This is a genomic window from Neobacillus endophyticus (assembly GCF_013248975.1).
GTDB lineage: Bacteria > Bacillota > Bacilli > Bacillales > Cytobacillaceae > Neobacillus > Neobacillus endophyticus.
The window spans coordinates 162,101-188,602 of record NZ_JABRWH010000002.1; the positions used below are offsets into that span (position 1 = coordinate 162,101).

The following is a 26,502-nucleotide window of genomic DNA, read 5'->3' on the forward strand; positions in this document are numbered from 1 at the left end:
TACAATTTATTAGGAGGAAACAAAAGTTGGAAACAGATAACAGTATTAGACTTACATCTGGTGAAATTGCGAGTTTATGGACGACATACATGAGTGATAGCATGGCAATATGCGTGATTAAACATGCTTTAGATAAGGTAGAAGATACAGAAATTCGTGCTGTTTTGGAATTAGCTTTAAATTTATCCCAAAGCCATGTGGATAAAATTAAACAAATTTTTATTGATGAAGGCTTCCCTGTTCCACACGGTTTTACAGATGAAGATGTAGACCTTAAGGCACCTCGTTTGTTTTCAGATTCTTTTTGGTTAATGTACATCAACAAAATGTCTATTAACGGTTTGACTGCTTATGCTATGGCATTGACTACTGCAACACGCGCTGACATTCGTGATTTTTATACTCATGTTAATGATTCAACTATGGAACTTTATAACAAGTCACTTAATGTTAAACTATCCAAAGGACTCTTTGTAAGACCACCTTACATTTCTACACCAGAAAAAATTGATTTTGTAAAGAAGCAAAGTTTTTTGACAGGGTGGTTTGGAGAACGTAGACCAATCAATGCTGTGGAAATTAGTCATATTGACTTTAACATAAAAAAAAAGTATGTTAAAGGAAGCAATTATGCTTGGATTTGCTCAAGTAAGCCAGTCAAAGGAAGTAAGGAATTTTATATCACGAGCAAGAGACCTTTCTTCAAAACACATTGAGATTTTCCGTACAATATTAACTGATAACAATCTACCGTCTCCTTCATCTTGGGAATCAGAGGTAACAAATTCCACCATTGCACCCTTTTCGGATAAGTTAATGTTGTTTCATACGCAATTATTGGTGAATTATGCCATAGGTTATTATGGCGCTAGTTTGGCTGGGTCTTATCGGAGAGATTTAGCAGCTAAAGTAACACAAGTAATCGGAGAAGACTTGTTACTTGTTGAAGATGGAGTAAATCTCATGATTGATCATGGATGGCTAGAACAAGTACCACAAGCAGATGATAGGGAAGAGTTAGTAAAGAAATAGAGTTACAAAACTGTTCAACATTTTTGTAAGAAACTAGCTCTTAATTAAGTAAAATGGGTATTTAAGTTAGTGATAGGGTTGCGAGCAGCAATCCTATTTTGGTGCCAGCTGATAAGAAAAGCTGAAGACGGTTAATTAAATATAATGGATAATTATTCTTGCTTTGTATAGGAATAAAATTATTAAAATTGTCACGGTGAAATTAGTTTGTTTTGCAAAGGAACTAAGATCACAACATTATTTTGGATTGATATAAGTGGCTTGGTTATAACAACGATGCGAGGGCAGTTGTTTTGTGGAAGTAAGCTTATAAATAATTGTACCGATATGAACAAAACGGTCAATATCTCCTAAGCAATTTCAATTTTGGTTTGGTAACTAAAAGAAAACACGCTTTTTTCAGCTTCTTTTTTTAGATTGGGTTCAGCACTCTTGATCTAGTTTAAAAACGGTTCGAAATATAATGAAATATTCCACCTAGAAGGGTTTGGTTAGTTGGGATGTGGAGGAATTGGGAAATAACACAGAAAGTTGCTTTACGCATCGTTCTTATCTATATTTTCAGTAGTATTACATGGATCATTTTTTCTGATTACTTGATGAATTATTACCTTTACATTAAATCAGCTTGGATCGAAATCTTCAAAGGATGTATGTTTATTTTGATTACAGGCTTAATTTTTTACAACTTAATTAAAAAGGGGATAAAAGTGACGGTAGAATCTGAAACCAAATTTCGTACTATCGTTGAAAACGTATCGGATTTAATTGCTGTTATTGATCATAATGGTAACTTCGAATATTTATCTCCTTCTCATCAGAATATTTTTGGATATTCTGAAGATGAATTAGTGGGGAAATCTGTTTTTGATTTTTTAAAAGTAGAAGAGACCACTAAAATAAAACGAAGGTTACAGGACATAAAGACTCAAAAATATAGAGTTCCTGTTGAGTATAATATAAAACATAAAGATGGTCATTTTGTATTAGTCGAAGGAAGAGGAGTACCTATCATTGGAGAATATGGTGAAGTCAAAAAAAATCATCTTATTTTCACGTGATATTACGGAAAGGAAAAAAGCTGAGAGACAGCTTATGGAAAGTGAAGAACGTTATCGGAAACTTGTAGAGTATTCACCTGAAACCATCCTCATTCATATAGATGGGAAAATTGTTTATGTCAATAAAGCAGGTCTATTGTTGGTTTATGCAAATAATAAAAATCAAATATTAGGTAGAAATGTATTTGATTTTATTTCTCCTGAATACCATGAGCATACAAAAAAACAAATGAAAAAAGTGAAAGAGAATGGACTATCTGAAATTAGTGAGTATCAGATTATTCGGTTAGATGGAGCGCATCTTTTTGTAGAATTATTGACATTTCAAACTATATATCAAGGTCAAAGTGCAATGCAGGCTATTTTAAGAGACATTACAGAACGTAAAAAAGCACAGGAACAGGTCCAATATTTGGCTTATTTTGATCCATTAACCGGTATTCCTAACCGTAATCATTTGCATAAATATCTTGGTGAAGTTTTAGAAAGTAACAAGGTTGATAAAAAAATAGTTGCAGTTTTATTTTTAGATTTAGATCGATTTAAATTGATAAACGATACGTTTGGTCATAGTTTTGGTGATCTATTATTGAAAGAAGCAACCATAAGGATTAGTAGAGTTTTGGAGAAAGATGGTATACTTTTCCGTTATGGAGGAGATGAGTATGTTATTGTTGTGGAAGGAGTTGAACCTAGAGAAGTATCTCAACTTGCAGAAAAACTTATAGAAACATTCTCATCACCTTTTTACATTCAAGAACGTCAAATGTTTATTTCAACTAGCATTGGAATTAGTCTATTTCCAAAAGATGGAGAAACAGTGGAAGCTCTCATACAAAATTCAGATGCAGCGATGTACTCTGCTAAAGAGAATGGTAAAAATAATTTTCGATTTCATTCTAGTTATTTAAATACAAATAATAATCGAAAAATGGAAATTGAATTAGGCATTAGAAAAGCACTAGAACAAAATGAATTTACATTGTACTATCAACCTTTAGTTGATCTTGATACTAAGAAGATCGTTGGATTAGAAGCTCTAATTCGTTGGATTCATCCTGAATATGGCTTTATTTCTCCAGCGGAATTTATTCCTGTTGCAGAGGAATGCGGGCTAATTGTATTAATTGGAAATTGGGTTCTAAAAACGGCATGTGAGCAGTTTAAACGTTGGTTAGATTCAGGATTTCCTTTAAAAAGGATTGCAGTGAATGTTTCAGCTATACAATTTTGTGACCAAAATTTTGTGAATACTGTAAATCAAGTTTTACATGATACAAAGCTTGAAGCCTGTTTCTTGGAATTAGAAATTACTGAAAGTGCCACACAGCAAGTAGAAGAGGCGACTAAAATTATGAAGGTATTAAAAGAAATTGGTGTTCAACTTTCCATTGATGATTTTGGTACAGGTTATTCTTCATTAAATTATTTGAGACAATTTCCTATTAATACCTTAAAAATTGATAAGTCTTTTGTGGATGAAATTAATAATAATTATAATGGTGAAGTAATCGTTAAAACCATTATTGAACTAGGAATTAGTTTGGGATTTATGGTAATTGCTGAAGGTATTGAAAATGAACAACAATTATCATTTTTAAAAGAAAACAACTGTCAAATAGGACAAGGTTATTTATTTAGTAAACCTTTGCCAACTCATGAATTAGAGGATCTTTTAAAGAAATAAATATTTATTTCTTTAGGAATATTTTAACAAACGGGTTTTGGATTAATGATCTATTGTGATTCTTACTGTGTAAATAAAAGTTTAGGTAAGGATAAAGAACTTCGTGAGGATAACGTAATAAAAAATAGCAGAAGCATTGTTAAGTCAAAAATTTTATTTCACGACTTTATTTAAAGAACAATTATTCATTTAGAACTATTTTTCTTATGCAATAAAAAGGCGCCTTTCTTGGACAGGAGGGCTTCTTCCTTTATTGGGTCATTTAATGATTAGCTTTATTATGGTGAAATTTTCTGTAAACAGCTAAATAGGATCTTTTAACTTTTTAGAATGAAATCGAAAGAGGAGGTTGGCACGATATGTCGCAATCCATTATTCCTAGAGCTGCTGTGCGTGGGAGAGCTTCTGGAGTTATCTTCTTGGCATTTTTCGGTACTCTGTGGGCCGGAATTGGAATTAGAGGACTACATGGCTGGAGATTTCTCTGGCATTCGATCTTATCCCTTTTGATTGGTGTGGTAGTGCTTATTGGGGGAGTCGAATTGATAATTAAATCAAAAAGGTTATCAAACGAGATGGGGGAAGGGGATTCCAATCGTTGGAAACGAAAGAATATGTGGTTCGGTATTAATTTTGGCCTAGAAGGCTTGTTGATTGGTGTCGCCTCTGCAATTTGTAGGTCTACTAATCACTTGGATTTGTTTGTCCCTATCATAGCTCTTATTGTCGGTGTTCATTTCTATCCCTTAGCACACCTTTTTCAAGTCAAGATTTATTATTTTTCTGGTTCACTCCTTTGTTTGCTTTCGGCAATCACACTGTTCACTTTACCTGTAAGAGTTACCTGGGAGAATAATCAAATTATGGTATGGTGGATAACTGTCGGCTTTGGCTCAGCCTTGATATTGTGGGGAACCTGTGTGACAGTTTGGCAAGTAGGCAATAAATTGCTGAACAGTGCTGGGAATAGAGCCAAAGAAGCTGAGGAATCTTTCAGGTTTTAATATAGAAAAAACTGTTCTTTTTTATTCAACGGGTGCAATTCTAGAGTAGAAATTGCACTCTTTCTTTTTGTATATGGGATAGCTTCAGGATTTTGACAATTTACAACGCTAAGATAGAAACCCTTGTATCAATAGGGTTTAATCTATTGGGACTTAACTGATTTTGCATCAAATAAAGATTGCTAGTGTCTCATATGCCTTGTCTCAAAAGTCTTATCGTTGTTAAATACTTCAATTTTAGTGCTACTAACAGCTTAACGTTGTAAATCTGCATTTTCGGGACGCTACCCCATGCCCATCAAGCTAAGTGCAACTCGTACCCCCAAACCGACAAAATCACCCAAAAATCCTAAATATCAAGTTCTATGCTCTTTTTTGCACAGCAAAATCGATATTTTTTTCCACTATGACAAGGGCACGGGTCATAAGGGCTAGCAGTTTTCATCCGTTCTTTCATCGCTCTTTTAAGATCTGTAAGGTCTTCCGTTGCCTCTAGTCCGATAATATATTTCCAGTCATACTGCTCACAAATTTTAGCAACTTTCTCTGCTTTTTCTGAGGATTTCACTTTTACAATGATCGGACGTTGTACAGAACCTAATGGTAACATCATGGGTCACTCCATTTATATATTTTGATGTCGATATGTACGTTAATCTACTATTATTTTATAGGATAAATTCCAAAAATACGTTATTCTTTCTATAAATCTTCCATTTTATAGAAAGGATGGTTTGTTATGGAGCAAGTTTCCCTTTCCCTTCGGGAAGAATTGGACTTAATCGGTAAAGAATTGCATCAGCATTTTTCTCCTACTCAACTCGAAGTATTAGCCAGACAAACTGGGTTCGTACAGCGCAAAAGTAAGCTGACAGCACAAGATTTCGTTGCGGTATGTACCTTTTTAGACCATGACCTCTCTACTCAATCCCTGACATCTTTATGTAGTCAACTTGATGCAGCAAGAAACGTTTCGATGAGTGCCGAAGGACTCAACCAACGGTTTCATGAGTCAGGAGTCGCTTTTCTCCGAACCCTGTTTTCTACTCTTCTCCGTGAAAAATTAGCTTCTTCCTTGCCCATACCTTGGGATCTCGATACTTATTTCCACCGGATTCGGATTTTGGATGCCACTGTTTTTCAACTTCCGGATATTTATGCTAGTCGTTATCCAGGTTCAGGAGGTAGTGCGCATACAGCTGGAATAAAAATTCAATTAGAATATGATCTTAAAACCGGCGAATTTCTACATGTAGACGTAGGAAGTGGTAGCACAAGTGATGGTTTATATGGTGCCAAACTGGCGAAAACGGTAGAGAAACAAGACCTTTGTATTCGAGATTTAGGTTACTTCTGTTTAGAGGATTTTGAACAAATCGAGAAACGTGAAGCTTATTATATTTCACGTTTAAAAATAAACGTTCGTATATTCCAAAAGAATGATGAGGTAGAACGGTTTAAAAACGGAAAAGTGAGAAAAGACTCCGTCTATACGGAAATCGATTTAGAAGCTATCATGAACCAACTAACACCAGGAGAAGTATTGGAAATCCATGAAGTTTATCTCGGACGTGAAAAAAAGTTAGTACCACGCCTACTGATCTATAAATTAACGCAGGAGCAAACACAAGAACGGTTGGCGATTCGTGCTAAAAATGAAAAGAAAAAAGGAATTACCTATAAAGAACGAACCAAACGATTGAGTGGTATCAATGTCTATATAACAAATATCCCTAAGGAATATGTGGACAAAGAGTATATTTATTCCTTATATTCATTACGTTGGCAGGTTGAGATCCTTTTTAAAACATGGAAGTCTTTTTTTCATATCGATTGGATCAAACCCGTGAAAATCGAAAGATTTGAGTGTCATTTATATGGAAAGTTGATTGCGTTACTCCTCACTTCCTCCCTAATGTTTCAGATGCGTGAAATTCTTCTTCGCAAAAAGAAAAGGGAAGTAAGTGAGTTAAAATCGATAGCTATCCTGAAAACTTATTTAGGCTCCCTTCATGATGCATTAAACGGGCATATAGATGACATTGTCCATGTCCTCCAGCAAATCTTACAGATGATTGAGAAAAATGGTCGGAAATCTCATCGGTATAAGAAGAAAACGGTATTTGATATCCTGGGTGTAGCATATGAATGTGATCAGAAATCTCGTACTGCAGCATAGAATAATAAAATCTTAAAAAAATTAAAGCCTGCGAAGGCTTATTTGAATATGCTCAATAATCAGGTTAAAACCGGAAGTTTAGGGCGAAAAAACTTCAATTTTTTACATTTATTTTGTATGTACTGTTAGCTTGATGGGCATGTGGTGGGACCCCTATAATGTCAAATAGAGATTCTTCCTTTTCTTTAAAAAAGGTGGTGAAAAAATGGCAAGAAAAAAAGCAATTAAAGTATTGCGTAAGAAAAAGAAGGCAGAAAACATTCAACGATTTACACAGAAACAAAACATTGGACGAGCCAGCCTTACGGCTAAAGAATTTCGTTTGCTTCAACGTATGTCACATAGCTCCAAAGCGTTGCGAAATGTTGGATTATATGCCATCAAACAAAGTTATTTGAACACTAATAAAATGGCAACTGTAAAAGAAGTGGACGCAGCCATGCAAGCTGATATGAACTATTGGGGTGTTCAATCCAATTCTGTTCAAGCAATTCGCCGTTCATTGTTAGAAGAAGTGAACAGCTTTTTTAAAGCATTAGCGTCTTGGAAAGAGAATCCTGAAAAGTTCACTGGTCGTCCTAAGTTTCCGAAGTATTCTGGTTCGACTGAAAAACGGATCATCGAAATTTACCAAGTGCCAAAGGTCGATAAAGATGGTTATTGGGCAATACCGATGAATGTCGGATTTAGAAAACGGTTTGGCTCCATCAAAATTCGTATGCCTAAAAACTTGTTGAACAAAAAGATTTCCTATATCGAAATCGTACCCAAGCAAAAAGGTCGGTTCTTTGAGGTGCATTACACATATGAAATGCAAATCTCTCAAATGAAGAAGCAACCAACGACTACTATGAACGCTTTGAGTTGCGATTTAGGTGTAGATAGACTATTAAGCTGTGCAACAAGTAAAGGGGATACGTTTTTAATTGATGGTAAAAAATTAAAGTCCATCAACCAATACTGCAACAAAGCGATAAGTAATCTGCAACAGAAAAATATCAAAAACGGTATCTCAAAACGTGTCGTTACGAATGCAATAGCTGAACTGTGGAATAAAAGAAACAACCAAATCGATGGTTATTTCTCACAAACCATAGGATTGTTGTTCAAAAAGGTAAAGGAATTTAACATTGATACCATTGTCGTTGGCTATAATGCTGGCTGGAAACAGGAGTCTGATATGGGGAAAAAGAATAATCAAAAGTTTGTTCAAATCCCATTTCAAAAGTTGATTTCTGCCATTGAAAACAAATGCCTGAAAGAAAGCATTCGTTTTATGATGCAGGAAGAAAGCTATACTTCGAAAGCTAGTTTCCTGGACAGAGATATGATTCCTGTTTGGTCAAAGGATGAAAAAACCAACTATCATTTTAGCGGAAAACGAATCACTCGTGGTCTGTATCAAAGTAAATCAGGACAATGTATCCATGCTGATATTAATGGTGCTTTGAACACATTACGGAAATCAGAAGTTGTAGAATTGGGTGTTAATCTTAAGGTGAGAACTCCTATTCTATTAAAAGTACAAAAACGTAAGGCTGTTGCTTCACGCATAGCTTAGTGGGTGCGTCAACCATCCATTGTACTCGTCACATTTGTGACGGGGCTTGTAGCACACACCAGAGCAATCTGAGTGGTGGCTTCTTCCGAAAGGAAGAACTGTTCGAAAGGATGGTGCAAGTGGGAAAACGATAGTTCGTCACCAGTACCGACTAAAAACTATCTTGGGGTGTTACCGTAAGGTGGCATGAATTCTAGAGCGTCATTCTGTCTAGCAATAGATGAAAAGACCTGGAGTTCAAACTCAAGCCCCCACTGAAGTCTTATCTCAGTGGGGGTAGTTGACACAAAGATTATATATATGATTATAATCATTTGATAGGTTCCTTTAAGGTTGATGGAGAAGTTATGGGGGCTACTTACGCTTGGGGAGATAATATGCAACCAATGCTTATCAAAATTGCTCTTTTATTAGGAGTACCTTCAACACAAGATGAGTTAGAAAATTTAGCTGATGCAGCACAAGTAAGTCAAACTGGTATCGAAACGACTAAGGATATTTATCTTTATAAAAGAACCACTCAATTACAAATTTTTTGGGGCCCTCATAAACCATTACAGAATTAAAGAACAAAAAAGCCTACTAGACCAAATTGTTAAGCTTAACGATTTGGTCATTTTTATTAAAAGTGTTCAATTTTAAGAATCGCTTATTTTTTATTTCTCTAAAAGGGCTCCCGCCAGGTTTTTTGCTTTAGTTTATCTTTTGTTTTAGGAAAATTATGTTAAAATTACATAGGATTTGAGGTTATTAATAGTAGATTATTAAGACGGTGCCTTTATACCTTATATCAACTAATAAACGAAAGAAGTGGATTTAATGTATTTGTTTTTACATAACGGAAGGGTAATTATTGTATTTGGACTATTAATTTATCTAGCTGGAAGAATTGTTTTGGCGATGGTTAATAATAAAAAAAGAAAACCATTCCTTTGGACAAAGGAAATTATTAAACTTTTATTTGCCATATATATCCTATTGGTTGTTTCTGTAACTTTATTTCCAATCATATTTCCTCCTTTTATGGAAAAAACAGAAATATATCGTTCAATAAATCTAATGCCCCTTATATCAATAATTAAGGAAGTAAGTCAAATAGGTATAGCGTACGATGGAGATACTCAATTTATGATTGGTCTAATTTTAAGAAATGTTGGGGGAAACATTTTGTTGTTAATGCCTTTAGGCTTTTTTGCACCAATATTACTAAGTAAATATACAAGCTTTAAAAAAGCTGTATTATTAGGTCTTTTTACGTCAATAGGCATTGAATGTTTGCAATTAATTGAACTTTTACTAGGAATAGCATTTTCACGTACAGTTGATATTGATGATGTAATTTGCAATGTTATGGGTGCTAGTATCGGATACCTGATATATAAGATAATGTTTGGATTATCTGAAAAATATCAGATAAAAATTTTTCAGAATTTGATACAAGAAAAAGTAAAAATGTAAGTGGGATTAGTAAACAAAATTTGGTCTTAAGGGTTAATTACTTAGTATAAAACGATTCTCCAAAATTATAGGAAGAATCGTTTTTATTTATACAACACATATAAGATTTAAATATATTCTGCAAGTTCACCTTTTTCCCACATATGAGCAGCATTATTATCCTTCTCGAATTCTTTTTGTAAATAAATATTTGTTGTCTCAATTGATTCATGTCCTAATGACCGCATAATTTTATAAATGTCAGCTCCACTATTGTAAGAGATGATCGCAAAAGCATGTCGGCAGGTATGTGGACCGATTGGATTTTTCCTTAACTTAATAAATTCTAATTCCGTTCTTTTTATGGCCTTATTTATATATTGTGAGAGGTACGAAGGGGAATATGGCTTCATCTCCGAGGTCACGAACAATGGGGTTTCATCTTCTGCGTCCAATTTGGTTTCAAGCCCTCTCATTTCTCTGAACTCTACGATACTTTGGAATACTTTTGGTTTAATTGGCACCAATCGCTTTTTATTTCCTTTACCATCTACTTGCAAGTAATACTCCGCACGAACATGATCATAACTCAAATCACAGACCCGCGCTTTACAAAACTCATTATTTCGGATCCCAGTAGTAACAAGAACATGAATAATGCCATATATAATAGGATGGTTTTCGTTATTAAAATACTGCAGCAGCTGAATGACTTCTCTTGCCCCTAGGTCTTTATTCGGGCGCTCGTCTTTACTCACTGTTGCAGTACTCATTCCTGAATGAATAGGTTCAACTATGTACTTCTTTTCAAATAAAAAGGAAAGAAAATCTTTAATGATAGCCGTTTTACGAGAAATTGTTGCTGGTGAATACGACTCTTTACCGATTAATTTGGGAGCTTTTTCGATCATCCATTCTTGAAAGCGCGTCATATGGCGTGGTGCCAAGCTCTTAAATAATGAACCCTCTTTTATTTCCTCAATATCGATACCCATCTCATTAGAATATTGCGTGATGTTTTTAGCGAAATGTAATAGTTCCCGCAAATATTCTTTTCGTGTGTTCTCTTTTCTATTTTTCTTTAGGTCTACGTTTTTTTGTTCATGTACATAATAGTAAAGAATTTCGTAATCGTTGAAGTCATGGAATTTTCTCCTTTGCTCTTTTTCAGCTTGGTGAAGTTTTTCTTTCAAAAGAGGAAAGTAAGAGTGATCATTCATTTCCTGAACCAATTCGGGGATGGACGTTTTATACGGTGCGAAAAATAGAGTATCTTTCTTCTTTATTATTATTTTGTTCGAGCTAACCATTTTTTCTACTCCTCACTTAAATGTATCTCTATCTATGTATATCTGCTTTTCTATAACTTCGTTATAAAAACAAAACAACTAACAATCTATTAATATGGCTTCATTTTAATTTTATCTTTTGCTAGAATAATGGACAACTAAAAAAATAGAGTATTTGTTTACCTATTTAATAGATACCCTAAATTTAATTTATAAATTATTATTTATATAAATTTATTTTAATATTTTAATTTCATATATAAATAGTTATAATCGAGATACACGTTACAAAACATGTAATAAATAACAATTTAATTGTTTGATAACATACATAAAACACTTTTTTAGAAAGGGTGTTAAGTAAAAAGAAAATCAAAACAGTTTCATTAACCATTGCACTAACTCAAGTGAAGGTAAATGCCTAGAATAGTATGTCAGACCAAGAGATATTTGAGTTTAGGCATGAAGGCATGACAAAAAACCGAAAAGCCATTTTGCTTTTAAGCTAAATCCTTATTATCAATTCATCAATAGAACTGTTTTATTCTTTCTTACGGAAATTTTATGAAATAATTGGAGGTTTTTTAGGTGAAAAACATCATGAAAACAACACTGTTACTTTTAGGTGCTTTTGTATTAAGCATTTCAAACGGATGCAGCCAGGTCGCTCATTCCATTTCCAATAATGAGCCTAAAATAGAACCAAACCAAACAATTAATCAGAATTTAGGGGATGTTAATCAGTATAGTAACCTTGCAACTTTAAACTTTGATGGAAAAGACCAAGTTATTGTCCTAAACCAAAATCATACAACTTTTTCACAGGCAGATTTAAGTTTGAATAAGGGTGGCTGGCAATCTTTTTCGAATTTAGATACTCTAAATCGTGTTGGTGTAGCCAACGCTTTGCTTCATAAATCCATGATGCCAACAGCAAAACGTGAGCCTCTTCATGTGAATCCAACTGGATGGAAAAACAAAATGGTCACAGTAAATGGAAAACGTGAATGGTTGTATAATCGCTGTCATTTGATCGGATATCAATTCACCGGTGAAAACAACAATCCTAAAAATTTAATGACTGGAACCAGAAGTTTCAATGATCCAGCCATGTTGAAATACGAAGACCAAGTAGCATCTTATCTAAGAACCACTGGTCATCATGTCCGTTATCAAGTCGAACCTATTTTTAGGGGCAATGAATTGGTTGCAAGAGGGGTCCATATGATGGCCAAAAGCGTGGAAGACAATAAATTGGAATTCAATGTTTATATTTTTAACGTTGAGCCGGGTATAACCATTAATTATCAAGATGGAACTTCCAACGTCCAATCATAGCCGATTACAGGTATGACTTTTTTGGTCATACCCTTACTTTTTCCATGCTTTAATTTCTCCTAAATAAGTGAAAGGAATCACTCATTATGACTACTATTAACTACTCAAAAGAGTTTGTGACGACCGATGAAGCTGCCGAGATATTAGGGGTTTCTACTCAAACTATTTATAAATACGAAAAAGAAAAAAAACTTTCTTCCTTATATGATCACAAATGGAGAATGCGAAAAACAAAACTATTTAAGCGGGAAGATGTAGAACAGCTGAAACAATCTTTTAATAAGCCAGGACTTACAACGGGTGAAGCAGCAGAAAGGGTAGGTGTTACACCCGCTACTATTCATACTTATATAAAAAAAGACCAATTACCTGCATTTATCCATCATTATAAGGGGAAGGATCTTTATTTTATAAAGGAAGAAGACTTAAATGAATTTTTATCCTCAAAAGAGTTTCAGTTGCAGGAAAAAAAGAGAGAACGTAAACAGTTTTATGATAAAGATTCTGGATTTATACTGTATCAATCTTTAAAGACTGTAAACGGGCAGCTAGCAAGAATTTTGGAGCTTGATGGAGTAGGAAAAGTGGTCACGTCAGATGGTGAGTCCCTTACTTTACAACAAGCAATGGAACGTGGCTTTGAACCTTGTACTAAAATAGCTGATCATCCTTATAGCACTAAGAGAGGATATGCAAAGTTTCGTTTTATTAAACCTCATAATATTAATTCCGCTATTTATGATATCTTGGAAGCTTGTTACCAACATGCAGGTCCTCAAAATATTAGGTTAAATACGGAAGATGAATACATTGTAATGGAAGTAAAACCTGTGTCCTTACCTTTTACCAAGGAAAGAGATTCTTCCATTATCAACCTCATTCAGAACTATATAATAGAAGGAAAAATTATTTACGACTTAGATGGCATCTTTATAGAAAGTGATTTAGAGCCATTTATTATTCATATTCCAAGTGAGATGAAGGAATTTATTCGTAAGAAGGCAGCTTCTGAAAATAAATCAATGGAAGAATTAGCTATTGAAGCTTTTCGACAATACTGGAATATTTAATGGTATTTCGAAGGACGTGTAAAATGAAAGAAAAAGGAATCCTTATGAATAGTATATGGTTTAGAGAAAAATCAAATTTATCGCAATCTGACATAAAGAAAAATATTTTAAAAGCTGTAACAGAGACGGAAGTTTTATTTAACTTAATAGAATTATTTAAAATAGGGGACTTTTTCCTTAATTTTGAAGAACAAATTGGAGAAGAGGCATCTGCAGACGAAAAAGGAGATTTTTATTTTAGATACTGTGCTGAGAATGATACAGAAAGTTATTACTTTCAACAAAATTTGGCTTTCCCTGGGGACTTTGCTAAAAAATTAATTCAGAGAGTTATGATTGCAGCAAATAATGAGGAGCCACTACGGATGGCATTAATTCCATCTTTATTATCAATTTTTACTGGTGAAAAAGTGCCAGGGGATTATTACACTATCATTAATGAAAGTAATTATAAAGATTTTATTGATTATATAAATGGACTTTCCCATATAGACTGGGAAAAGGGACAAAAATATTTTTACGGATACAAAGTTTAAATATGGTCTTGTTAATGAACATAACGATAGTTTTATGTATGTCTTTCTTTAATATCAATTAAGTTGGTGTTATTTTGGATAATTATCAGGGTTCATGTATCTCCTGTAAGTTTAATTAATTCATTAAATTAAATTGGAAGGCTATTAAAATGTTTAGAGAATTGGATAATCTCTTATCTGCTGAAACAACTGAGGATTCTTGGTACGATGACGGTTGCGAAATAGCAAGAGAGATATTATTAGAGTTTAATCCTATAGATTGGGAAGTATTATCAAAAAAAGTACTTAGTAAACCTTTAGAATGGCAAAAAAAAACTGGCATATTGTATGGATAGTAATTGTAATATTTATGAATTCACCATATTAGTATCATTACTAAATATTGAGAATGAAGAATTATTCGAGATATGCGTAGATACCTTAAGAAGTTACACAACCCAGAAAAGTAAACAAATGATACTAGAAAATACGTTTATTATGCACCGTATAAATGATATGCTGCCAAAAAGTAAGCCAGTAAAGAAAATAATTGAGGATTTTCGAGTAAAAATATATTCTTAAAACATGTATCATTACAAATCTTAAAGTTGCCATTCATATTAAGGAGTAGTTTCTTATCAAATCATTCATAATTTCTCTTTTACTTATTCTAGGTATTGGGAGTTGGTTGATTGTTACCGTACATAAAATGAATCAACCCGAACCAATATCTGTAAAAACTATTAATTGGTCCTATTTATCTCAAGAACCCAATCCTTCAAGAATAGAGTATATAGATGTATTTGAGAAATCAAAAAAAATAAGACTCACTGGATATATAGGTAAATTTTGTCAGTTGATGGTTGATCATCCGGATAAAATTTACCCTAATAATAAAAAGCATACAGTAAAAATATATGTGAAATTCAAAAAAAATTCTATTTTTAATGAGCAATATGAGAGGGATAAGTATGATAGTAAGGAATCGACGTTTTATATAGATGATTCTTTGCTTCCACAAATAGAATCTATCGAGGATCCATCATGAACACTTCCTTCCCATCTATTTCAAAGGAGAGATTGCAAATGGAAAAAACAATAACGAGGTTTCAGAACAATATACAAGACGGTTTCCTGAATGAATTAAGAAAACAGAAACTCCCGGTTACAGTGATTCTTACAAGCGGTTTTCAAATTAAAGGTATCATTACAAATTTTGATGGATTCACAATAATGATAAATTCCAATGGAAAGCAACAATTAGTCTACAAGCACGCTATTTCTACATTTGTTCCATCTAAAAATGTAGAATAAAGGAATTAGGTCGGGATCAATCTCCAACACGCAACTATTAGCAAGCCCCTAGGGGGAATAAGGATTGCCCTTGCCTGTTTAGCCAAGGGCAATCGGGATAAGGTGATTGTCAAGAACAAGTTATACTAGTTGTACTCATCCTGGGGGAAAACTTGTTCTTTAATGATTATATTCCCTTTATCTGTATCGTTTATACTTATTCTATTATTGCGGAATCTAGCATATGGATAGTATTAATCATAAGAAAATCTTAAGGGGGAAATCTGGTGGTTTATTATCCAAAAGGAACAGGTTCAAACGCATCCTCAAAAGAAGGCATATGCTACTCTAACAGGGGGATGGGATTAGAGGACATTTTAAACCGCACCAACAGTTACTATAACGAAGTGGCTAAATGTGCAGTGATCCATAAAAAGCCGACTCCTATTCAGATTGTTAAGGTAGAATATCCAAAAAGAAGTGCTGCTACGATCCGCGAAGCATATTTTAAACAATCCTCATATTCTGACTACACTGGCATTTTCAAAGGGAAACATATTGATTTTGAAGCCAAAGAAACAAGAAATAAGACTTCTATCCCTCTTTCCAATTTCCATCAAAATCAAATTGACCACATGCGACAGGTCCTTAAGCATCAAGGAATTTGTTTTGCTTTAGTTCGCTTTGTCACAACAGATGAATGCTTTTTATTGGATGCTGCCTATATCCTTTTATTTTGGGACGATCAAAAATACGGGGGACGTAAATCGATTCCGAAGCCTTTTTTTGAGGAGAAAGGATTTGCAATTCCATATTCGAATCAACCCGAACTGGACTACCTTAAAGTAGTGAACGAGCATTATTTTTAAGGAGTAGAGATTATCTCCTTAGTCCTATTTTTAAATGAAATGATAAACGAGAAAATATCCCTCTCTAAAGTAGATTTAAAAGAAAGATGTACCGTTTTACCCCTTTGGATATGGTTATCTTAAGGGGTGTTTTTATAGTGAAAAGGAAAAATACATCTGAAGTTGAAAAGTGGATTCAGCAACTTTTAAATGACAATAGAATTGTTCCGTTAAAGGGCCAGATTGTTGAGGAACATTTTCAATGCTATTGGATATTTATTTTAAAATGTAGAATGGAATTTGTGAAGATTTCTACTTAAACTGAATAGCGATAATAAAAACTTAAGTATACATACATGATATACTAAAAAAGTTCGTATCAATAACTTCCGTAAAAAATTCTTATTGGAAGGTTTTGTGTAGGTAGATATTGATAAAAATAGAACTTCAGAGGAATTTATATGAAAAAAAAAGGCCTAATTGCTTTTATAAGTATTACAATTATTTTTGAATTAATTCAAGTACTTTTTTTACGTGAATTTTCAAACAGGGGAATTATTATTGATTTATTAATAGCAGTCATCATAGCTTGGTTTATAGGTAGACAATATGACAAAATGATATTTTATATGGAGAGAATGAACGAAAGCCAAAAGAATTATAAACAATTTATTGAAACTATACCGGATTCCATTATCATCTCCTATCAAGATATCATCCTTTATATAAACGAGGCTGGAAAAACTATGCTTGGCGCTCAAAAGAAAGAGGATATTCTGGGTAAATCTATTTTTCAGTTTATTAATCCTAATTATCAAGAATTAGCAATCAAACGGTTGGAACAACTTGTTAAAGAAAAAAAGGCAACTAATAGTGTGGAGCAAAAGCTAGTACGTCTGGACAAAAAAACAATTTTTGTTGAAGTCTCTAGTCGATTGTTTATATTTGAGGGTAAAGATGCCATCTTATCAGTTTTTAAAGATATTACCAATAAAAAGGAGGAAACTGAAGGTCTCCTTCAAAAATCAGAAAAACTGGCGCTTGTAGGACAAATGGCTGCAGGGATTGCTCATGAAATTCGGAATCCTCTTACGTCCATTAAAGGCTTTGTTCAGTTATTCAAAGCCAAGTATACTAGTGAAGAAGAGTATTTTAATCTCGTATTATCGGAGTTAGAGCGCATTAATCTTATTATTGGTGAGTTCTTAATATTAGCAAAACCAACTGCTGTTGAATTTAAAGACAAAGAAATAAAAAGTTTAATAAAAGACGTTGTGACTCTTATCAACACGCAAGCTATTATGAACAATGTTCAAGTCTTTGTAGAATTTGAATCAGATATTCCTATGATTGTGTGTGAAGAAAATCAATTAAAACAAGTGTTTATAAATATTTTGAAGAATGCCATTGAAGCGATGCCAAATGGCGGAATGATTGATGTAAAGGTAAAGCTCAAGGAAAAAAATAAAGTATCCATTTGCTTTATTGATCAAGGCCTCGGTATTCCAGAAGACAGACTTCCAAAAATTGGTGAGCCTTTTTACACAACAAAAGAAAAAGGAACAGGTTTAGGATTAATGACAAGCTATAAAATTATTGAAAACCATGATGGGGTACTAAAGATCTCTAGTAAACTAAATGAGGGGACCACGGTTGAGGTTATTTTACCTACGGTTCCAAGACCCGATATTAGCTAATAGAATTTATGTTGATTATTCAAGAATAGGGCGCTTATATTCAATAACAGAGTGGTTGCAGCGATCCCGTTTTTCTTCTTCAATTAACTGAGGGAGTTGAAGCTATAATTTATATCAAATCGATTATTTATGTAGACACCTTTTTCGGATACTGTGAATTCGATGTAAATGAAAGCGAGAATGAGTAAATGAACATGATGGACTATCTTAAGGGGAGGTTTCCAACTGTCGAATTAATCCCAAGCATTTATTATCAATGGGACATTGGCATCCACTTTTCACTTGGTGGGGAAATTTATCAATTCAAAGATAATGATGATCTCAATCTTGATCGTTTTCGACTTGTATATAAGCAAACCTCAACAATTTTCAATGAGTTGTTTGAGCAAAATGACGACTTGTTCTTCGTAACGAATGTTTATAAGCACAAGACAAAAGAGAAACATACTAGAAAACTAAAGGTATACCAGCCGTTTCTGAAGTGTAAAAATAATTTGAATCGAATTCAGGTGAAAACGTACCCTTATCCGTTCGAGTTGGACGAAGCAGAAGAATTCGAGCTGCAACAATTTTCCTTGCTGTGTAAGCGAGGAGACATACGTGTGAATGAATTAATTAAGGCAGCGAGTAATGAAGATTTTCCATTGAAACCAAAGTTCGGAGGGTACTCCATCGATTATCCCGATGTTTTCTTAGTGAACATCACAAAAGATATTATTTTCTTTGTCTACGATGACCGAGGGTGCGAAGTTATAGCCCGTGAAGCAGAACGAATACGTCCACTTTATGAGAAATACTACGATTGGGTAGAAGAAGTTGATAGAAAAAGGATTGAACAAGGGTTAGGAGGAAGAGGATTGAAAAAATGAAAACAATCAAAGTATTCATCTATTTTCTCTTGTTCAACTATCGGGCGCGATTCTTTAAAAAGAATTGTGCTATTTCTTTATGTAAAGGGAAAATGGCTTGGAAACCGTTGTCTGGTTGCAAGCCATTTTTATTGTCACATATTTTTTGAGAACCGGTTTTATAAGTTTTGAACCACTATTTATGCCGGTATCATCCTTTTTGAACTTTTTCTGGAGCTTGTGCAATAACCTTTTGACTTCTAAAAATCCCAGTACTGGTATAAATCATCAGTGATAAAATGTACATAATTACCGTAAAGTAGGCTATTCCCAAAAATCCAGTGAATCGGGCAAATAATAGACCGCCGACCGCCCCACCAAGAGTTGTGCCACAGTACATGGCCGCATTAGAAACGGCTGAAACTGTACCCCGTGCAGTGGTTGTCAGGCTTTGAAAGGTACTCATGAATACAGGAAAGACAAATCCACCAATTAAAAAGATGACACCTAGAATAAATTCTGCGATAACAAGGGATTTCGAAAATGGTAAAGCCGCATACAGAATAATTAACACGATGAGTGAAAGAAGCAATGATCTAGATTGGCCGATTTTTTTGACCAGATGACTTCCGAATAGTGAACCAAAGGTATTTCCTATTCCTAATGCAATCATAGCCGTCCCAACGGAAGCTACTCTTAGAGAGAAATCAGATGTAAACCATGAGCCTATGAATGAGAAGGCTTCAAAGTTACCGGTTTGGAAAATAAAATACGCAAATAAGTAAGGAAAAGCTTTAGATGATTTAAACAAATCAAAATAAGATTGTAGGATAGATGCTCTCTTTTGCGTTTTGTCGATTCTTGAAGGCAGCGAAGGAAGAGCAAGTACAATGCTAATCATTAATAAGATGGCACAAACAGAAATCACATAGAATGGTGTATGCCATGAAAGTGCAGCTAAGTAACTTGCAATTGGGATTCCAAGCATTTGAGAAATAGATAGACCAGTCGTAGCATACCCCATCGATTTTACAATGTTTTTCTTCTCCACTAAAACAGGAATAGATGCCCAAACTTGTGGGGTTACAAAAGAGGCACTTACACCTGCTAAAAATCGAAAAATAATCATGGTTGTGAAATTAGTAGCTATTCCGCATAAAAAAGTAGAAATGGCAAATGCAATTAATCCGATAATCATGATACGTTTTCGGTCAAAACGGTCGGAAATTGGACCTGCAATAAACGCAAAAATAGCGTAGCCTAACGCATAGGCACTCACCAGGAATCCAGAAATATCGATTGAAACATGATAGTTATGCCTCAAAGTAGGAAGTAAAGGCGAAATTAAAAAGGTATCCGTCCCAATTACAAACATAACTAAGAAAAATAGAAGTGACACTTTTTTCATTTTAAACATCTCCTTTGTTTATTAGTTTTAATACTCTTGAACTAATGGGTAATTTTTTTCCTAGATTCTATAAAGAATCTAGGAAACCAGGTAAATATTCATTAAAAGTATCTAATCTAAGTTGCACAAATTTGTTTTGTGCTTCTTTCCTTGTGGAAGTCAGACCAGCTTCACGTAGAATTTTAAAATGGTAAGAAGCTGTAGATTTTGCAATGTTTACTTTTTCACCTATCTCTCCGCAACTCATTTCTTTACCGACTTCCTTTAACATTCGCAACATTTCCAAACGAGTCTCATCAGCTAACGCCTTAAAAATAGCCACTCGAATTGCATCTTTATCTTTTTGTTCAATAATCATAGAACTATAATACAAGATAGTTGTAATTGTTTCAAGAAATTTAAAATTTAATTGATTATTATTCAACAATCGGGCCAGATTGTTCAATATGAGCTGTCGCATTTCTTGTTCCATTAACAAAGCAGTAGAGTTTAATTAAGGGGGGAGCTTTTTGAAGATGGTTATTCCAATAATATTAATGTTTTTTTTAATTCAAATCCTTACTGGATGTAACGATAATACGAACTCCAAATTAAGTACTAATGGCAAAATTGCGAAGGTTTATTTAGAGAATAAGGGTTATGAAATTGTTACTTATAGAAAGAGGTCATCTATTACATTCACAAAGGATAAATTACAGAGTAAACCCTATAGAGATATGTGGGCTGTTCAAAGCATAACCCCCGACAAATATATTGATAAACAAATTGATGCAGAAACCTTTAATGTTAAAAAACATCCTCTAAACAAAGTTTTTAAAAATGAAGGTGATTTTTCAGGTGACATACTTGTAAATGTTTGGGTGTTGAATGGTAAGGTTATTGGTGGCACTTCATACCCTGTGTATAAAAGTAACTCAGGTGTTGGCTTAGGCTATTCTCTGGAGGGTAAAACAGCCGAAGAAGTAAAAAGAGATTATCAAAACTGGTTAAAAAACTTTGAAGATATATATGGTATGAAAGATTAAATATTTGTATTTTTTCATCGATATTTTATTTAACTATCGGGCGCCATTCTTAAAGATGGCTGCTATTGCCAGCATTTTGTATATTAAATTAAATGCTACCCTTTACCTGAATAAGAAAATACCTCAAATCTACTCATTACCCTTATAATAAGGCTGTGTTAAACTTTAATGTTGATAAATAAGAAGAATTAAAGGAAACCATCATAAATAGTGTTTCTTTATTTTATGTTCAACTAATCTTTATTTGGTTCTAAATATTTGTATTTTGGAGCTTCTTTTTCATTAGGAAAAGGAGAACCCTGTCTAATTTTTCCGTCAACACGTATATACTCATAAATATGTTCAGGTTCATCTTTAAAGGTCACAAAAGCTGAGTAATGATAACTGGCTATCGTAAGGTTAGTTTCTATTTTCTGAATTTGGCTTTTATCATATTTTTTCGATAAGTATTCATAAGTATCATTTTTTAAAGAATGAAGCTGATAACTTATATATCCATAAAGTCCAAGAGGAATAATGATAAGTAGCGAAAAAATAATTGCAATTGTTTTTACAAATATATTCCTCAAAATATTCACTCCTCATAATGTGCTTGTAGGGATTCATTTCGATAAGGGATAGAAATATGTTTTTGTCAATATTAATTTGAGCCAGAGCGATCACTTCAAAAGTGAGCCACTTAATGAGTTTCAACTCCCATTAATGGGAGTAATTAGGTGTTTGGGGTTTTGGCCCCGGGGAGGGGCCAAAACCCCAAACACCTCGCGGCTTCGGTTACCCTTCCCCGACTTCTTTTTGCTTCATACTTTGACGAAATCGATATGATTCACCATTTAGAAGGTGGATGTGTGACCGATGCGTTAAACGGTCCAATAATGCTGCCGTCATTTTTTCATCACCAAATACGGTTGTCCATTCCGTAAATTCAAGATTGCTAGTAATGATCACGCTTGCCCGTTCATATCTGCTAGAAAAGAATTGAAATAAAAGTTCTGCTCCCATTTTTGTGAAGGGGACGTACCCTAATTCATCAATAATGATCACATCGAATTTGAGCCACTTTTTTTCTAATGCCCCAATTTTATGCTCTTCATGAGCCATCAAGAGTTCATCTACCAACGCAGAAGCGGTAATAAATTTTGTTTTATAGCCGTTCTGAATCATTTCTATTCCAAGGCTAATAGCTAAATGTGTTTTCCCAGTGCCACTATTCCCAAGAAAAATAATATTCTCCTTTTTCTCAACGAATTCTCCTTTGGCAAGAGTGATGAAACGGTTCCGATTTAAGCTCGGCATTAAACTAAAGTCATAAGTGTTTAACGTTTTTTGAATAGGAAAAGAAGCTTGCATAAGGCGTCTCTGTTTTTGGTTTTCTTCCCTAGTTTGAACCTCTGCTTCTAATAATGCCAATAAGAATTCTTCATAGCTGAGATTTCTTTCTTCGGCTTCTCTCGCTAGAGAGCGATACTGTTTAGCGATTGTAGGAATCCTTAATTGCTTTGTCATATGGTCTAATAATAATTCTGTATTCATTTCATCTGACCCCCAGTTAATTGTCCATATTGTGCTATGCTAGACTTTTGAATTTTATAGTCTAGTAGATTAGTTGGCGTTTTTTCTCTTGAAAGATTTTCAAACATGAAACTGTTATTGGTGAGCCTTTGGATTTTTTCATGGACTACTTCATACCTAAAGACTTGCGTCTTTTCAGCTTCTAGAAGTGCCTGTGTTAATTTCTCCATACCAATTTCTCGATGAAGGAGGAGGAGTCGAACAAATTTCCGATCACCTATGGCTCCTTCTTGTTCTCTCATCTTTCGATGGAAACGCCTGAACACTTCTGGAATATCAGATGATTGAAATGCATGTGCATCTCGTACTGCACGTGGTTTTTTAACCAATATTTCTAAATAATGATCTAAAATTGTAAACATTTGATTCTGTTCATAGGAACGGGAATGTTCAGCGATCACTTCATTTTGAGCCACAACGATCAAACGGTCGACAAAAATTTTTGCCCATACCGTTTGTCCAACAAAACGACACGGCACAGAATACTTATTGGTCTCAATCGTAACCAGTGATGTTTTATCCACTCGGCAGGAAACGAGTTTACAAGCTTCAAATCTTTTTTCTGGGAGTGGGTGAAAGTATTCTTTTTCTTTTTCCCACATCTGGGCTACAGTTTCTTTTGTGTAAGGAACAGTTCTTTGTTCGGCTTCTTTTAAACACCATTCCAATAGATAATCATTTAATTCATCCATTGATTGGACATTTGGTAATGGAACGAAAGCGTTTCTTCGTATGTATCCAACAGTGCCTTCGACACGCCCCTTTTCATTCCCTGAGCGTACATTACAAAATTCTGCTTTAAACAAATAGTGAGCTTGTAAGGCAAGGAATGCTTCCTGTTCTAATCGATCTCTACCTTGGAGAATTTTTTCCACAGCTGTTTTTAAATTATCAAAAAGACCTTCAGTTGGAACTCCACCAAAAAACTCAAACTCATGGACAAAACCATCAAGAAAAGCCTCTTGTTTGAGATGGAGGTAGGCTCTCACAAATCGTACTCGACTAGCAGAAAGCTGAATACAAAAGAGGTAAACACGTTGAATTCGACCCTGTAGAAATATATCCGCCTCTCCCCAGTCGAATTGGAATTGGTGGCCGAGTTGAAAATCAAGAGGAATGAAGATTTCCTGAAGCTTCTTTTTGCGTTTTGCGACAACCTTACGAAGATTTGATTCTGACCCTTTAAATTGATATTCATCTTCTAATCTTCTAAAGATCCGGGCAGCTGTGTGTTTTTGTTTTCCCCATCGCTTAAAATCCTCTTCAAGCCATTGATCTATGATAGGAAGGACACGTTTGATTTCATCTGAACTTTCCTTTTTTCCATAAACCTTTTGCCTATTAATTGTTGTTGGCGGTTCGTTTTGTTTAAGATATTTACTTACAGTATTTCTTGAAATACCAAGTTTCTTGGCAATCTGTCGCTGAGACAGTCCTTCTACCTCTTTCAAAAATTTGATATTATGAAATTGAGCCATATCGATCATCCTTTTTTCCTCTCTTCAATTGATAAGTGGTCACTTTCAATCATAAGAGAGGTTATTAAAATTGGAAATCGGGTGGCTCATTTTTTATGTGATCGAACCATTTAAAAGTGGCTCAATATTAAATTATCAAATACAAAATATTCCTTCATTTAACATTTTACCTCTGAATAGATAATCTTGATCTTCAACAAAACCAGCTAATAGTTGTCAACATTTTTCAATGAAAAAATTAAAATATAGATGATATACTAAAAATGAGTATGCCAAATAACCTTCCATATTTTCAAAATTGGAAGGTTTTGTTTTGTAATGTTAAATATAGTTTTTAATCCAATTCTTGGAAAAATGTCTTGTTCTTTAAAAGCGCATAAATCAAGTGTAAAAGCTTATTAACACAAGCGATAAGTGCTACTCTATAGGGTTTGAGTATTGCGGACAGAATGAGCCGGGGGTGCGGAGTTTTGAGCCATTGTTTGCGGACGACAGAGCCAGTGAATGCGGAGAGAGAGCCACTAGCTACAGTAACGAATTATAATACGAGGCCATGAAGATTATATGCACTTGTGTAGTGCCGACTTGCCTTTAAGGCTTGAGAGTGTTGCCTTAAAGGCAACATGGCCTGTGGGCATGATAGGCTTGGCTGCCACTCCATGTAATGTGTTTTGAGTTATATTGTTATACAGGATATATTCGTCGTTGGGATTTTCTGGATAGAGAAAAATTCAATGACTATGTGGTGGATTTTTGATTGACTATATACACAATTAACCACAAAAAAACCTCCTGTATAATATTGTCATGCATTTTTGCATGCATTTTTTATTATACAAGAGGTTATTTGTTTTATCGTGCCAGCTCTAACTCCGCAGATGGTGGCTCACTCTTCCGCACTGACCGGCTCAAAACTCCGCACATGTGGCTCAATTCCTATGCAATAATCAGGGTTTACCCTCGTCGCGTTTTTTATCGTAAAACTCTCTTAATTTTTTATTTCGAGGAATAACGGTATCACTTGTCTTCTGTTTTCGGGCATCTCGAATTCCACAGTATACAGCCATATATAATGCCTGCCTTAACCTTCTAGATCCTCTTTTTGTTATACGATTTTTGGTTGCTGTAAATCTTCCAGAAGAGTAAACGCTAGGATCTATTCCCGCAAAGGCAACTAACTTTTTCGGGTGATTAAACCGATCTATTTCTCCTATTTCAGAAATGATTGTTGCCGCAATCTTTTCTCCGATACCAGGAATAGACTGGATAATCTTATATTCTTCAATTTCTTTAGCGAGGGTATCTATTTCTGCTTCTAGTTGTGATAGATGCTCTTGATATTGAAGAACGATGGTGATTAACATCTTTAGGTTAAAAATATGACTATCATACAAGTTATTTTGAAATGGATTTCGTAATGCTGCTTCAATAAGCTTTTGTGCTTTTTCTTTTGCCCACTTTTCAGAACGCCTAGTACATAACGATGCAATCTTGTCGGTTAATACAGATTCGGTAGTTTTTAGTACCTGTTCAGAAGTAGGAAATAGGGAAAGAGTCTGTAAAGATACTTTTGAATATAAATCACCAAAGACACCTCTAAATTCAGGAAATACCTGATCTAGCACTGTTAGCAGTTGTACCTTGGTCTGTGTAGAGATACCCGTAATTATCTCTTGTTGTCTTGTAAGATTACGAAGGTTTAAAAGTTGAAGACCTCTTTTCTTATACGGCTCAACTTCTTCTTTATAGAATAGTTCGCATAGATGATAGGCATCGACAGCGTCTGTTTTTACTTTTCTTAAATTTGTACTCCTTGCTCGATGAGAGATAAGGGGGTTCACAATAATATAAACATATTGTTGTTCCTCCAAAAATTGAATAACAGGAGAGTGGTAATGCCCTGTTGATTCTAAGATAACCGAAGGTTTCTCACCATCAGCTACTCTTTCAATCTCTTTTAAGAATCCTAATAGATACTCAAAACCCTCAACAGTATGCTTTACACTAAAACTTTTACGAAAAGGTTGACTCTTATCCAAGAATGCTTGTACCTGACTTTCACCTTTAGAAACATCCAGACCTACTACTGGATTCATGATCATCTCCTCCTTAGAAATTAAGATTAGTCGGTTGTCCCTAGAGCTTCCTTGTACTATCATA

Annotated in this window: 27 protein-coding genes and 1 pseudogene; 20 read left to right on the forward strand and 8 right to left on the reverse strand. The window is 34.3% G+C overall.

The window, feature by feature from the left end:
- Positions 1-26 precede the first annotated feature (26 nt).
- The 5 genes from HPT25_RS26915 to HPT25_RS26935 all read left to right on the forward strand — a co-directional run bounded on the left by HPT25_RS26915 (position 27) and on the right by HPT25_RS26935 (position 4,784).
- Entirely contained in the window at positions 27-716 is a 690-nt protein-coding gene (locus tag HPT25_RS26915; protein ID WP_173071757.1) for a DUF3231 family protein, read from the forward strand.
- The gene (locus HPT25_RS26920) at positions 631-1,032 is read left to right on the forward strand and encodes a DUF3231 family protein (RefSeq protein WP_173071759.1); all 402 of its coding nucleotides are present in this window, start codon (positions 631-633) and stop codon (positions 1,030-1,032) included. Before HPT25_RS26915 ends, HPT25_RS26920 begins: the two co-directional genes overlap by 86 nt.
- Positions 1,033-1,694: 662 nt before the next feature.
- Entirely contained in the window at positions 1,695-2,093 is a 399-nt protein-coding gene (locus tag HPT25_RS26925) for a PAS domain S-box protein (RefSeq protein ID WP_173071762.1), read from the forward strand.
- Complete coding sequence (locus HPT25_RS26930; RefSeq protein WP_246277423.1) at positions 2,056-3,780, forward strand: sensor domain-containing protein; 1,725 nt, start codon at positions 2,056-2,058, stop codon at positions 3,778-3,780. Before HPT25_RS26925 ends, HPT25_RS26930 begins: the two co-directional genes overlap by 38 nt.
- Positions 3,781-4,139: 359 nt before the next feature.
- Positions 4,140-4,784 (forward strand): DUF7010 family protein, encoded by a 645-nt coding sequence (locus HPT25_RS26935; RefSeq protein ID WP_173071765.1) that lies wholly within the window; start codon positions 4,140-4,142, stop codon positions 4,782-4,784.
- A 349-nt stretch (positions 4,785-5,133) separates the two neighbouring features.
- Here HPT25_RS26935 and HPT25_RS26940 read toward each other — a convergent pair whose 3' ends face one another.
- Positions 5,134-5,394, reverse strand: a complete 261-nt coding sequence (locus HPT25_RS26940) for an SEC-C metal-binding domain-containing protein (RefSeq protein WP_173072076.1) — start codon at positions 5,392-5,394, stop codon at positions 5,134-5,136.
- Between the two features lie 129 nt (positions 5,395-5,523).
- Between HPT25_RS26940 and HPT25_RS26945 the strand changes: the two genes are divergently transcribed.
- The 4 genes from HPT25_RS26945 (at position 5,524) to HPT25_RS26960 (ending at position 9,982) form a co-directional block, all read left to right on the forward strand.
- Positions 5,524-6,963 carry an IS4 family transposase gene (locus HPT25_RS26945; protein ID WP_173071767.1) on the forward strand — a complete coding sequence of 480 codons (1,440 nt, stop codon included), beginning with the start codon at positions 5,524-5,526 and terminating at the stop codon, positions 6,961-6,963.
- A 205-nt stretch (positions 6,964-7,168) separates the two neighbouring features.
- Positions 7,169-8,524: an RNA-guided endonuclease TnpB family protein gene (locus tag HPT25_RS26950; protein WP_173071768.1), complete on the forward strand. Its 1,356-nt coding sequence runs from the start codon at positions 7,169-7,171 to the stop codon at positions 8,522-8,524.
- Positions 8,525-8,871: 347 nt separating this feature from the next.
- On the forward strand, positions 8,872-9,090 hold the full coding sequence (locus HPT25_RS26955; protein ID WP_173071770.1) for a hypothetical protein: 219 nt from the start codon (positions 8,872-8,874) through the stop codon (positions 9,088-9,090).
- A 259-nt stretch (positions 9,091-9,349) separates the two neighbouring features.
- Positions 9,350-9,982 carry a VanZ family protein gene (locus HPT25_RS26960; protein ID WP_173072078.1) on the forward strand — a complete coding sequence of 211 codons (633 nt, stop codon included), beginning with the start codon at positions 9,350-9,352 and terminating at the stop codon, positions 9,980-9,982.
- Between the two features lie 107 nt (positions 9,983-10,089).
- Here the strand turns inward: HPT25_RS26960 and HPT25_RS26965 are convergent, their stop codons facing one another.
- Positions 10,090-11,271 (reverse strand): tyrosine-type recombinase/integrase, encoded by a 1,182-nt coding sequence (locus tag HPT25_RS26965; RefSeq protein WP_173071772.1) that lies wholly within the window; start codon positions 11,269-11,271, stop codon positions 10,090-10,092.
- A 567-nt stretch (positions 11,272-11,838) separates the two neighbouring features.
- Between HPT25_RS26965 and HPT25_RS26970 the strand changes: the two genes are divergently transcribed.
- The 10 genes from HPT25_RS26970 to HPT25_RS27015 all read left to right on the forward strand — a co-directional run bounded on the left by HPT25_RS26970 (position 11,839) and on the right by HPT25_RS27015 (position 18,880).
- A complete protein-coding gene (locus tag HPT25_RS26970) occupies positions 11,839-12,588 on the forward strand; it encodes a DNA/RNA non-specific endonuclease (RefSeq protein ID WP_312857363.1) in 750 nt (249 codons plus the stop codon).
- Positions 12,589-12,674: 86 nt separating this feature from the next.
- Positions 12,675-13,658, forward strand: coding sequence for a helix-turn-helix domain-containing protein (locus HPT25_RS26975; RefSeq protein ID WP_173071776.1), 984 nt, complete (start codon positions 12,675-12,677; stop codon positions 13,656-13,658).
- A 23-nt stretch (positions 13,659-13,681) separates the two neighbouring features.
- A complete protein-coding gene (imm47, locus tag HPT25_RS26980; protein WP_173071778.1) occupies positions 13,682-14,194 on the forward strand; it encodes an Imm47 family immunity protein in 513 nt (170 codons plus the stop codon).
- A gap of 149 nt (positions 14,195-14,343) precedes the next feature.
- Positions 14,344-14,529, forward strand: coding sequence for a hypothetical protein (locus tag HPT25_RS29310; protein WP_312857364.1), 186 nt, complete (start codon positions 14,344-14,346; stop codon positions 14,527-14,529).
- A gap of 332 nt (positions 14,530-14,861) precedes the next feature.
- Entirely contained in the window at positions 14,862-15,221 is a 360-nt protein-coding gene (locus HPT25_RS26990; RefSeq protein WP_173071779.1) for a hypothetical protein, read from the forward strand.
- A 38-nt stretch (positions 15,222-15,259) separates the two neighbouring features.
- The gene (gene hfq / locus HPT25_RS26995; RefSeq protein ID WP_173071781.1) at positions 15,260-15,487 is read left to right on the forward strand and encodes an RNA chaperone Hfq; all 228 of its coding nucleotides are present in this window, start codon (positions 15,260-15,262) and stop codon (positions 15,485-15,487) included.
- 263 nt (positions 15,488-15,750) lie between these two features.
- Positions 15,751-16,335, forward strand: coding sequence for a Holliday junction resolvase RecU (recU, locus tag HPT25_RS27000; RefSeq protein ID WP_376768002.1), 585 nt, complete (start codon positions 15,751-15,753; stop codon positions 16,333-16,335).
- A gap of 137 nt (positions 16,336-16,472) precedes the next feature.
- Positions 16,473-16,634: a hypothetical protein gene (locus HPT25_RS27005; protein WP_173071783.1), complete on the forward strand. Its 162-nt coding sequence runs from the start codon at positions 16,473-16,475 to the stop codon at positions 16,632-16,634.
- Between the two features lie 141 nt (positions 16,635-16,775).
- Positions 16,776-18,011 (forward strand): ATP-binding protein, encoded by a 1,236-nt coding sequence (locus HPT25_RS27010; RefSeq protein ID WP_173071785.1) that lies wholly within the window; start codon positions 16,776-16,778, stop codon positions 18,009-18,011.
- A gap of 188 nt (positions 18,012-18,199) precedes the next feature.
- Positions 18,200-18,880 (forward strand): DUF3885 domain-containing protein, encoded by a 681-nt coding sequence (locus HPT25_RS27015; protein ID WP_173071787.1) that lies wholly within the window; start codon positions 18,200-18,202, stop codon positions 18,878-18,880.
- A gap of 190 nt (positions 18,881-19,070) precedes the next feature.
- On the opposite strand, the gene HPT25_RS27020 is transcribed toward HPT25_RS27015, so the two are convergent.
- Positions 19,071-20,267, reverse strand: coding sequence for an MFS transporter (locus tag HPT25_RS27020; protein WP_173071789.1), 1,197 nt, complete (start codon positions 20,265-20,267; stop codon positions 19,071-19,073).
- Positions 20,268-20,334: 67 nt separating this feature from the next.
- Entirely contained in the window at positions 20,335-20,640 is a 306-nt protein-coding gene (locus HPT25_RS27025; RefSeq protein WP_246277425.1) for an ArsR/SmtB family transcription factor, read from the reverse strand.
- Positions 20,641-20,776: 136 nt separating this feature from the next.
- On the opposite strand from HPT25_RS27025, the gene HPT25_RS27030 reads away from it, so the two are divergent.
- The gene (locus HPT25_RS27030; RefSeq protein ID WP_173071791.1) at positions 20,777-21,292 is read left to right on the forward strand and encodes a hypothetical protein; all 516 of its coding nucleotides are present in this window, start codon (positions 20,777-20,779) and stop codon (positions 21,290-21,292) included.
- A gap of 233 nt (positions 21,293-21,525) precedes the next feature.
- Here the strand turns inward: HPT25_RS27030 and HPT25_RS27035 are convergent, their stop codons facing one another.
- The 4 genes and pseudogenes from HPT25_RS27035 to HPT25_RS27050 form a co-directional block, all read right to left on the reverse strand.
- Positions 21,526-21,861 (reverse strand): DUF3139 domain-containing protein, encoded by a 336-nt coding sequence (locus HPT25_RS27035; RefSeq protein ID WP_173071793.1) that lies wholly within the window; start codon positions 21,859-21,861, stop codon positions 21,526-21,528.
- A 205-nt stretch (positions 21,862-22,066) separates the two neighbouring features.
- Positions 22,067-22,825, reverse strand: coding sequence for an IS21-like element helper ATPase IstB (gene istB, locus HPT25_RS27040; RefSeq protein WP_173071796.1), 759 nt, complete (start codon positions 22,823-22,825; stop codon positions 22,067-22,069).
- Entirely contained in the window at positions 22,822-24,342 is a 1,521-nt protein-coding gene (gene istA, locus HPT25_RS27045) for an IS21 family transposase (protein WP_246277409.1), read from the reverse strand. The genes istB and istA overlap by 4 nt, the downstream gene beginning before the upstream one ends.
- Positions 24,343-25,295: 953 nt before the next feature.
- Positions 25,296-26,438 (reverse strand): annotated as a pseudogene (locus HPT25_RS27050) (IS110 family RNA-guided transposase); the annotation flags it as partial.
- Between the last annotated feature and the right edge of the window lie 64 nt (positions 26,439-26,502).

Excerpts from the sequence above, each read along its gene's own strand:
- istA (WP_246277409.1), bottom strand. The coding sequence starts at position 24,342 with ATGGCTCAATTTCATAATATCAAATTTTTGAAAGAGGTAGAAGGACTG.
- istB (WP_173071796.1), bottom strand. The coding sequence starts at position 22,825 with ATGAATACAGAATTATTATTAGACCATATGACAAAGCAATTAAGGATT.
- imm47 (WP_173071778.1), top strand. The coding sequence starts at position 13,682 with ATGAAAGAAAAAGGAATCCTTATGAATAGTATATGGTTTAGAGAAAAA.
- HPT25_RS26930 (WP_246277423.1), top strand. The coding sequence starts at position 2,056 with ATGGTGAAGTCAAAAAAAATCATCTTATTTTCACGTGATATTACGGAA.
- HPT25_RS27015 (WP_173071787.1), top strand. The coding sequence starts at position 18,200 with ATGAACATGATGGACTATCTTAAGGGGAGGTTTCCAACTGTCGAATTA.
- HPT25_RS26935 (WP_173071765.1), top strand. The coding sequence starts at position 4,140 with ATGTCGCAATCCATTATTCCTAGAGCTGCTGTGCGTGGGAGAGCTTCT.
- hfq (WP_173071781.1), top strand. The coding sequence starts at position 15,260 with ATGGAAAAAACAATAACGAGGTTTCAGAACAATATACAAGACGGTTTC.
- HPT25_RS26920 (WP_173071759.1), top strand. The coding sequence starts at position 631 with ATGCTTGGATTTGCTCAAGTAAGCCAGTCAAAGGAAGTAAGGAATTTT.
- HPT25_RS26940 (WP_173072076.1), bottom strand. The coding sequence starts at position 5,394 with ATGTTACCATTAGGTTCTGTACAACGTCCGATCATTGTAAAAGTGAAA.
- HPT25_RS26965 (WP_173071772.1), bottom strand. The coding sequence starts at position 11,271 with ATGGTTAGCTCGAACAAAATAATAATAAAGAAGAAAGATACTCTATTT.
- HPT25_RS26975 (WP_173071776.1), top strand. The coding sequence starts at position 12,675 with ATGACTACTATTAACTACTCAAAAGAGTTTGTGACGACCGATGAAGCT.
- HPT25_RS29310 (WP_312857364.1), top strand. The coding sequence starts at position 14,344 with ATGTTTAGAGAATTGGATAATCTCTTATCTGCTGAAACAACTGAGGAT.
- HPT25_RS27010 (WP_173071785.1), top strand. The coding sequence starts at position 16,776 with ATGAAAAAAAAAGGCCTAATTGCTTTTATAAGTATTACAATTATTTTT.
- HPT25_RS26950 (WP_173071768.1), top strand. The coding sequence starts at position 7,169 with ATGGCAAGAAAAAAAGCAATTAAAGTATTGCGTAAGAAAAAGAAGGCA.
- HPT25_RS26955 (WP_173071770.1), top strand. The coding sequence starts at position 8,872 with ATGGGGGCTACTTACGCTTGGGGAGATAATATGCAACCAATGCTTATC.
- HPT25_RS27020 (WP_173071789.1), bottom strand. The coding sequence starts at position 20,267 with ATGAAAAAAGTGTCACTTCTATTTTTCTTAGTTATGTTTGTAATTGGG.
- HPT25_RS26945 (WP_173071767.1), top strand. The coding sequence starts at position 5,524 with ATGGAGCAAGTTTCCCTTTCCCTTCGGGAAGAATTGGACTTAATCGGT.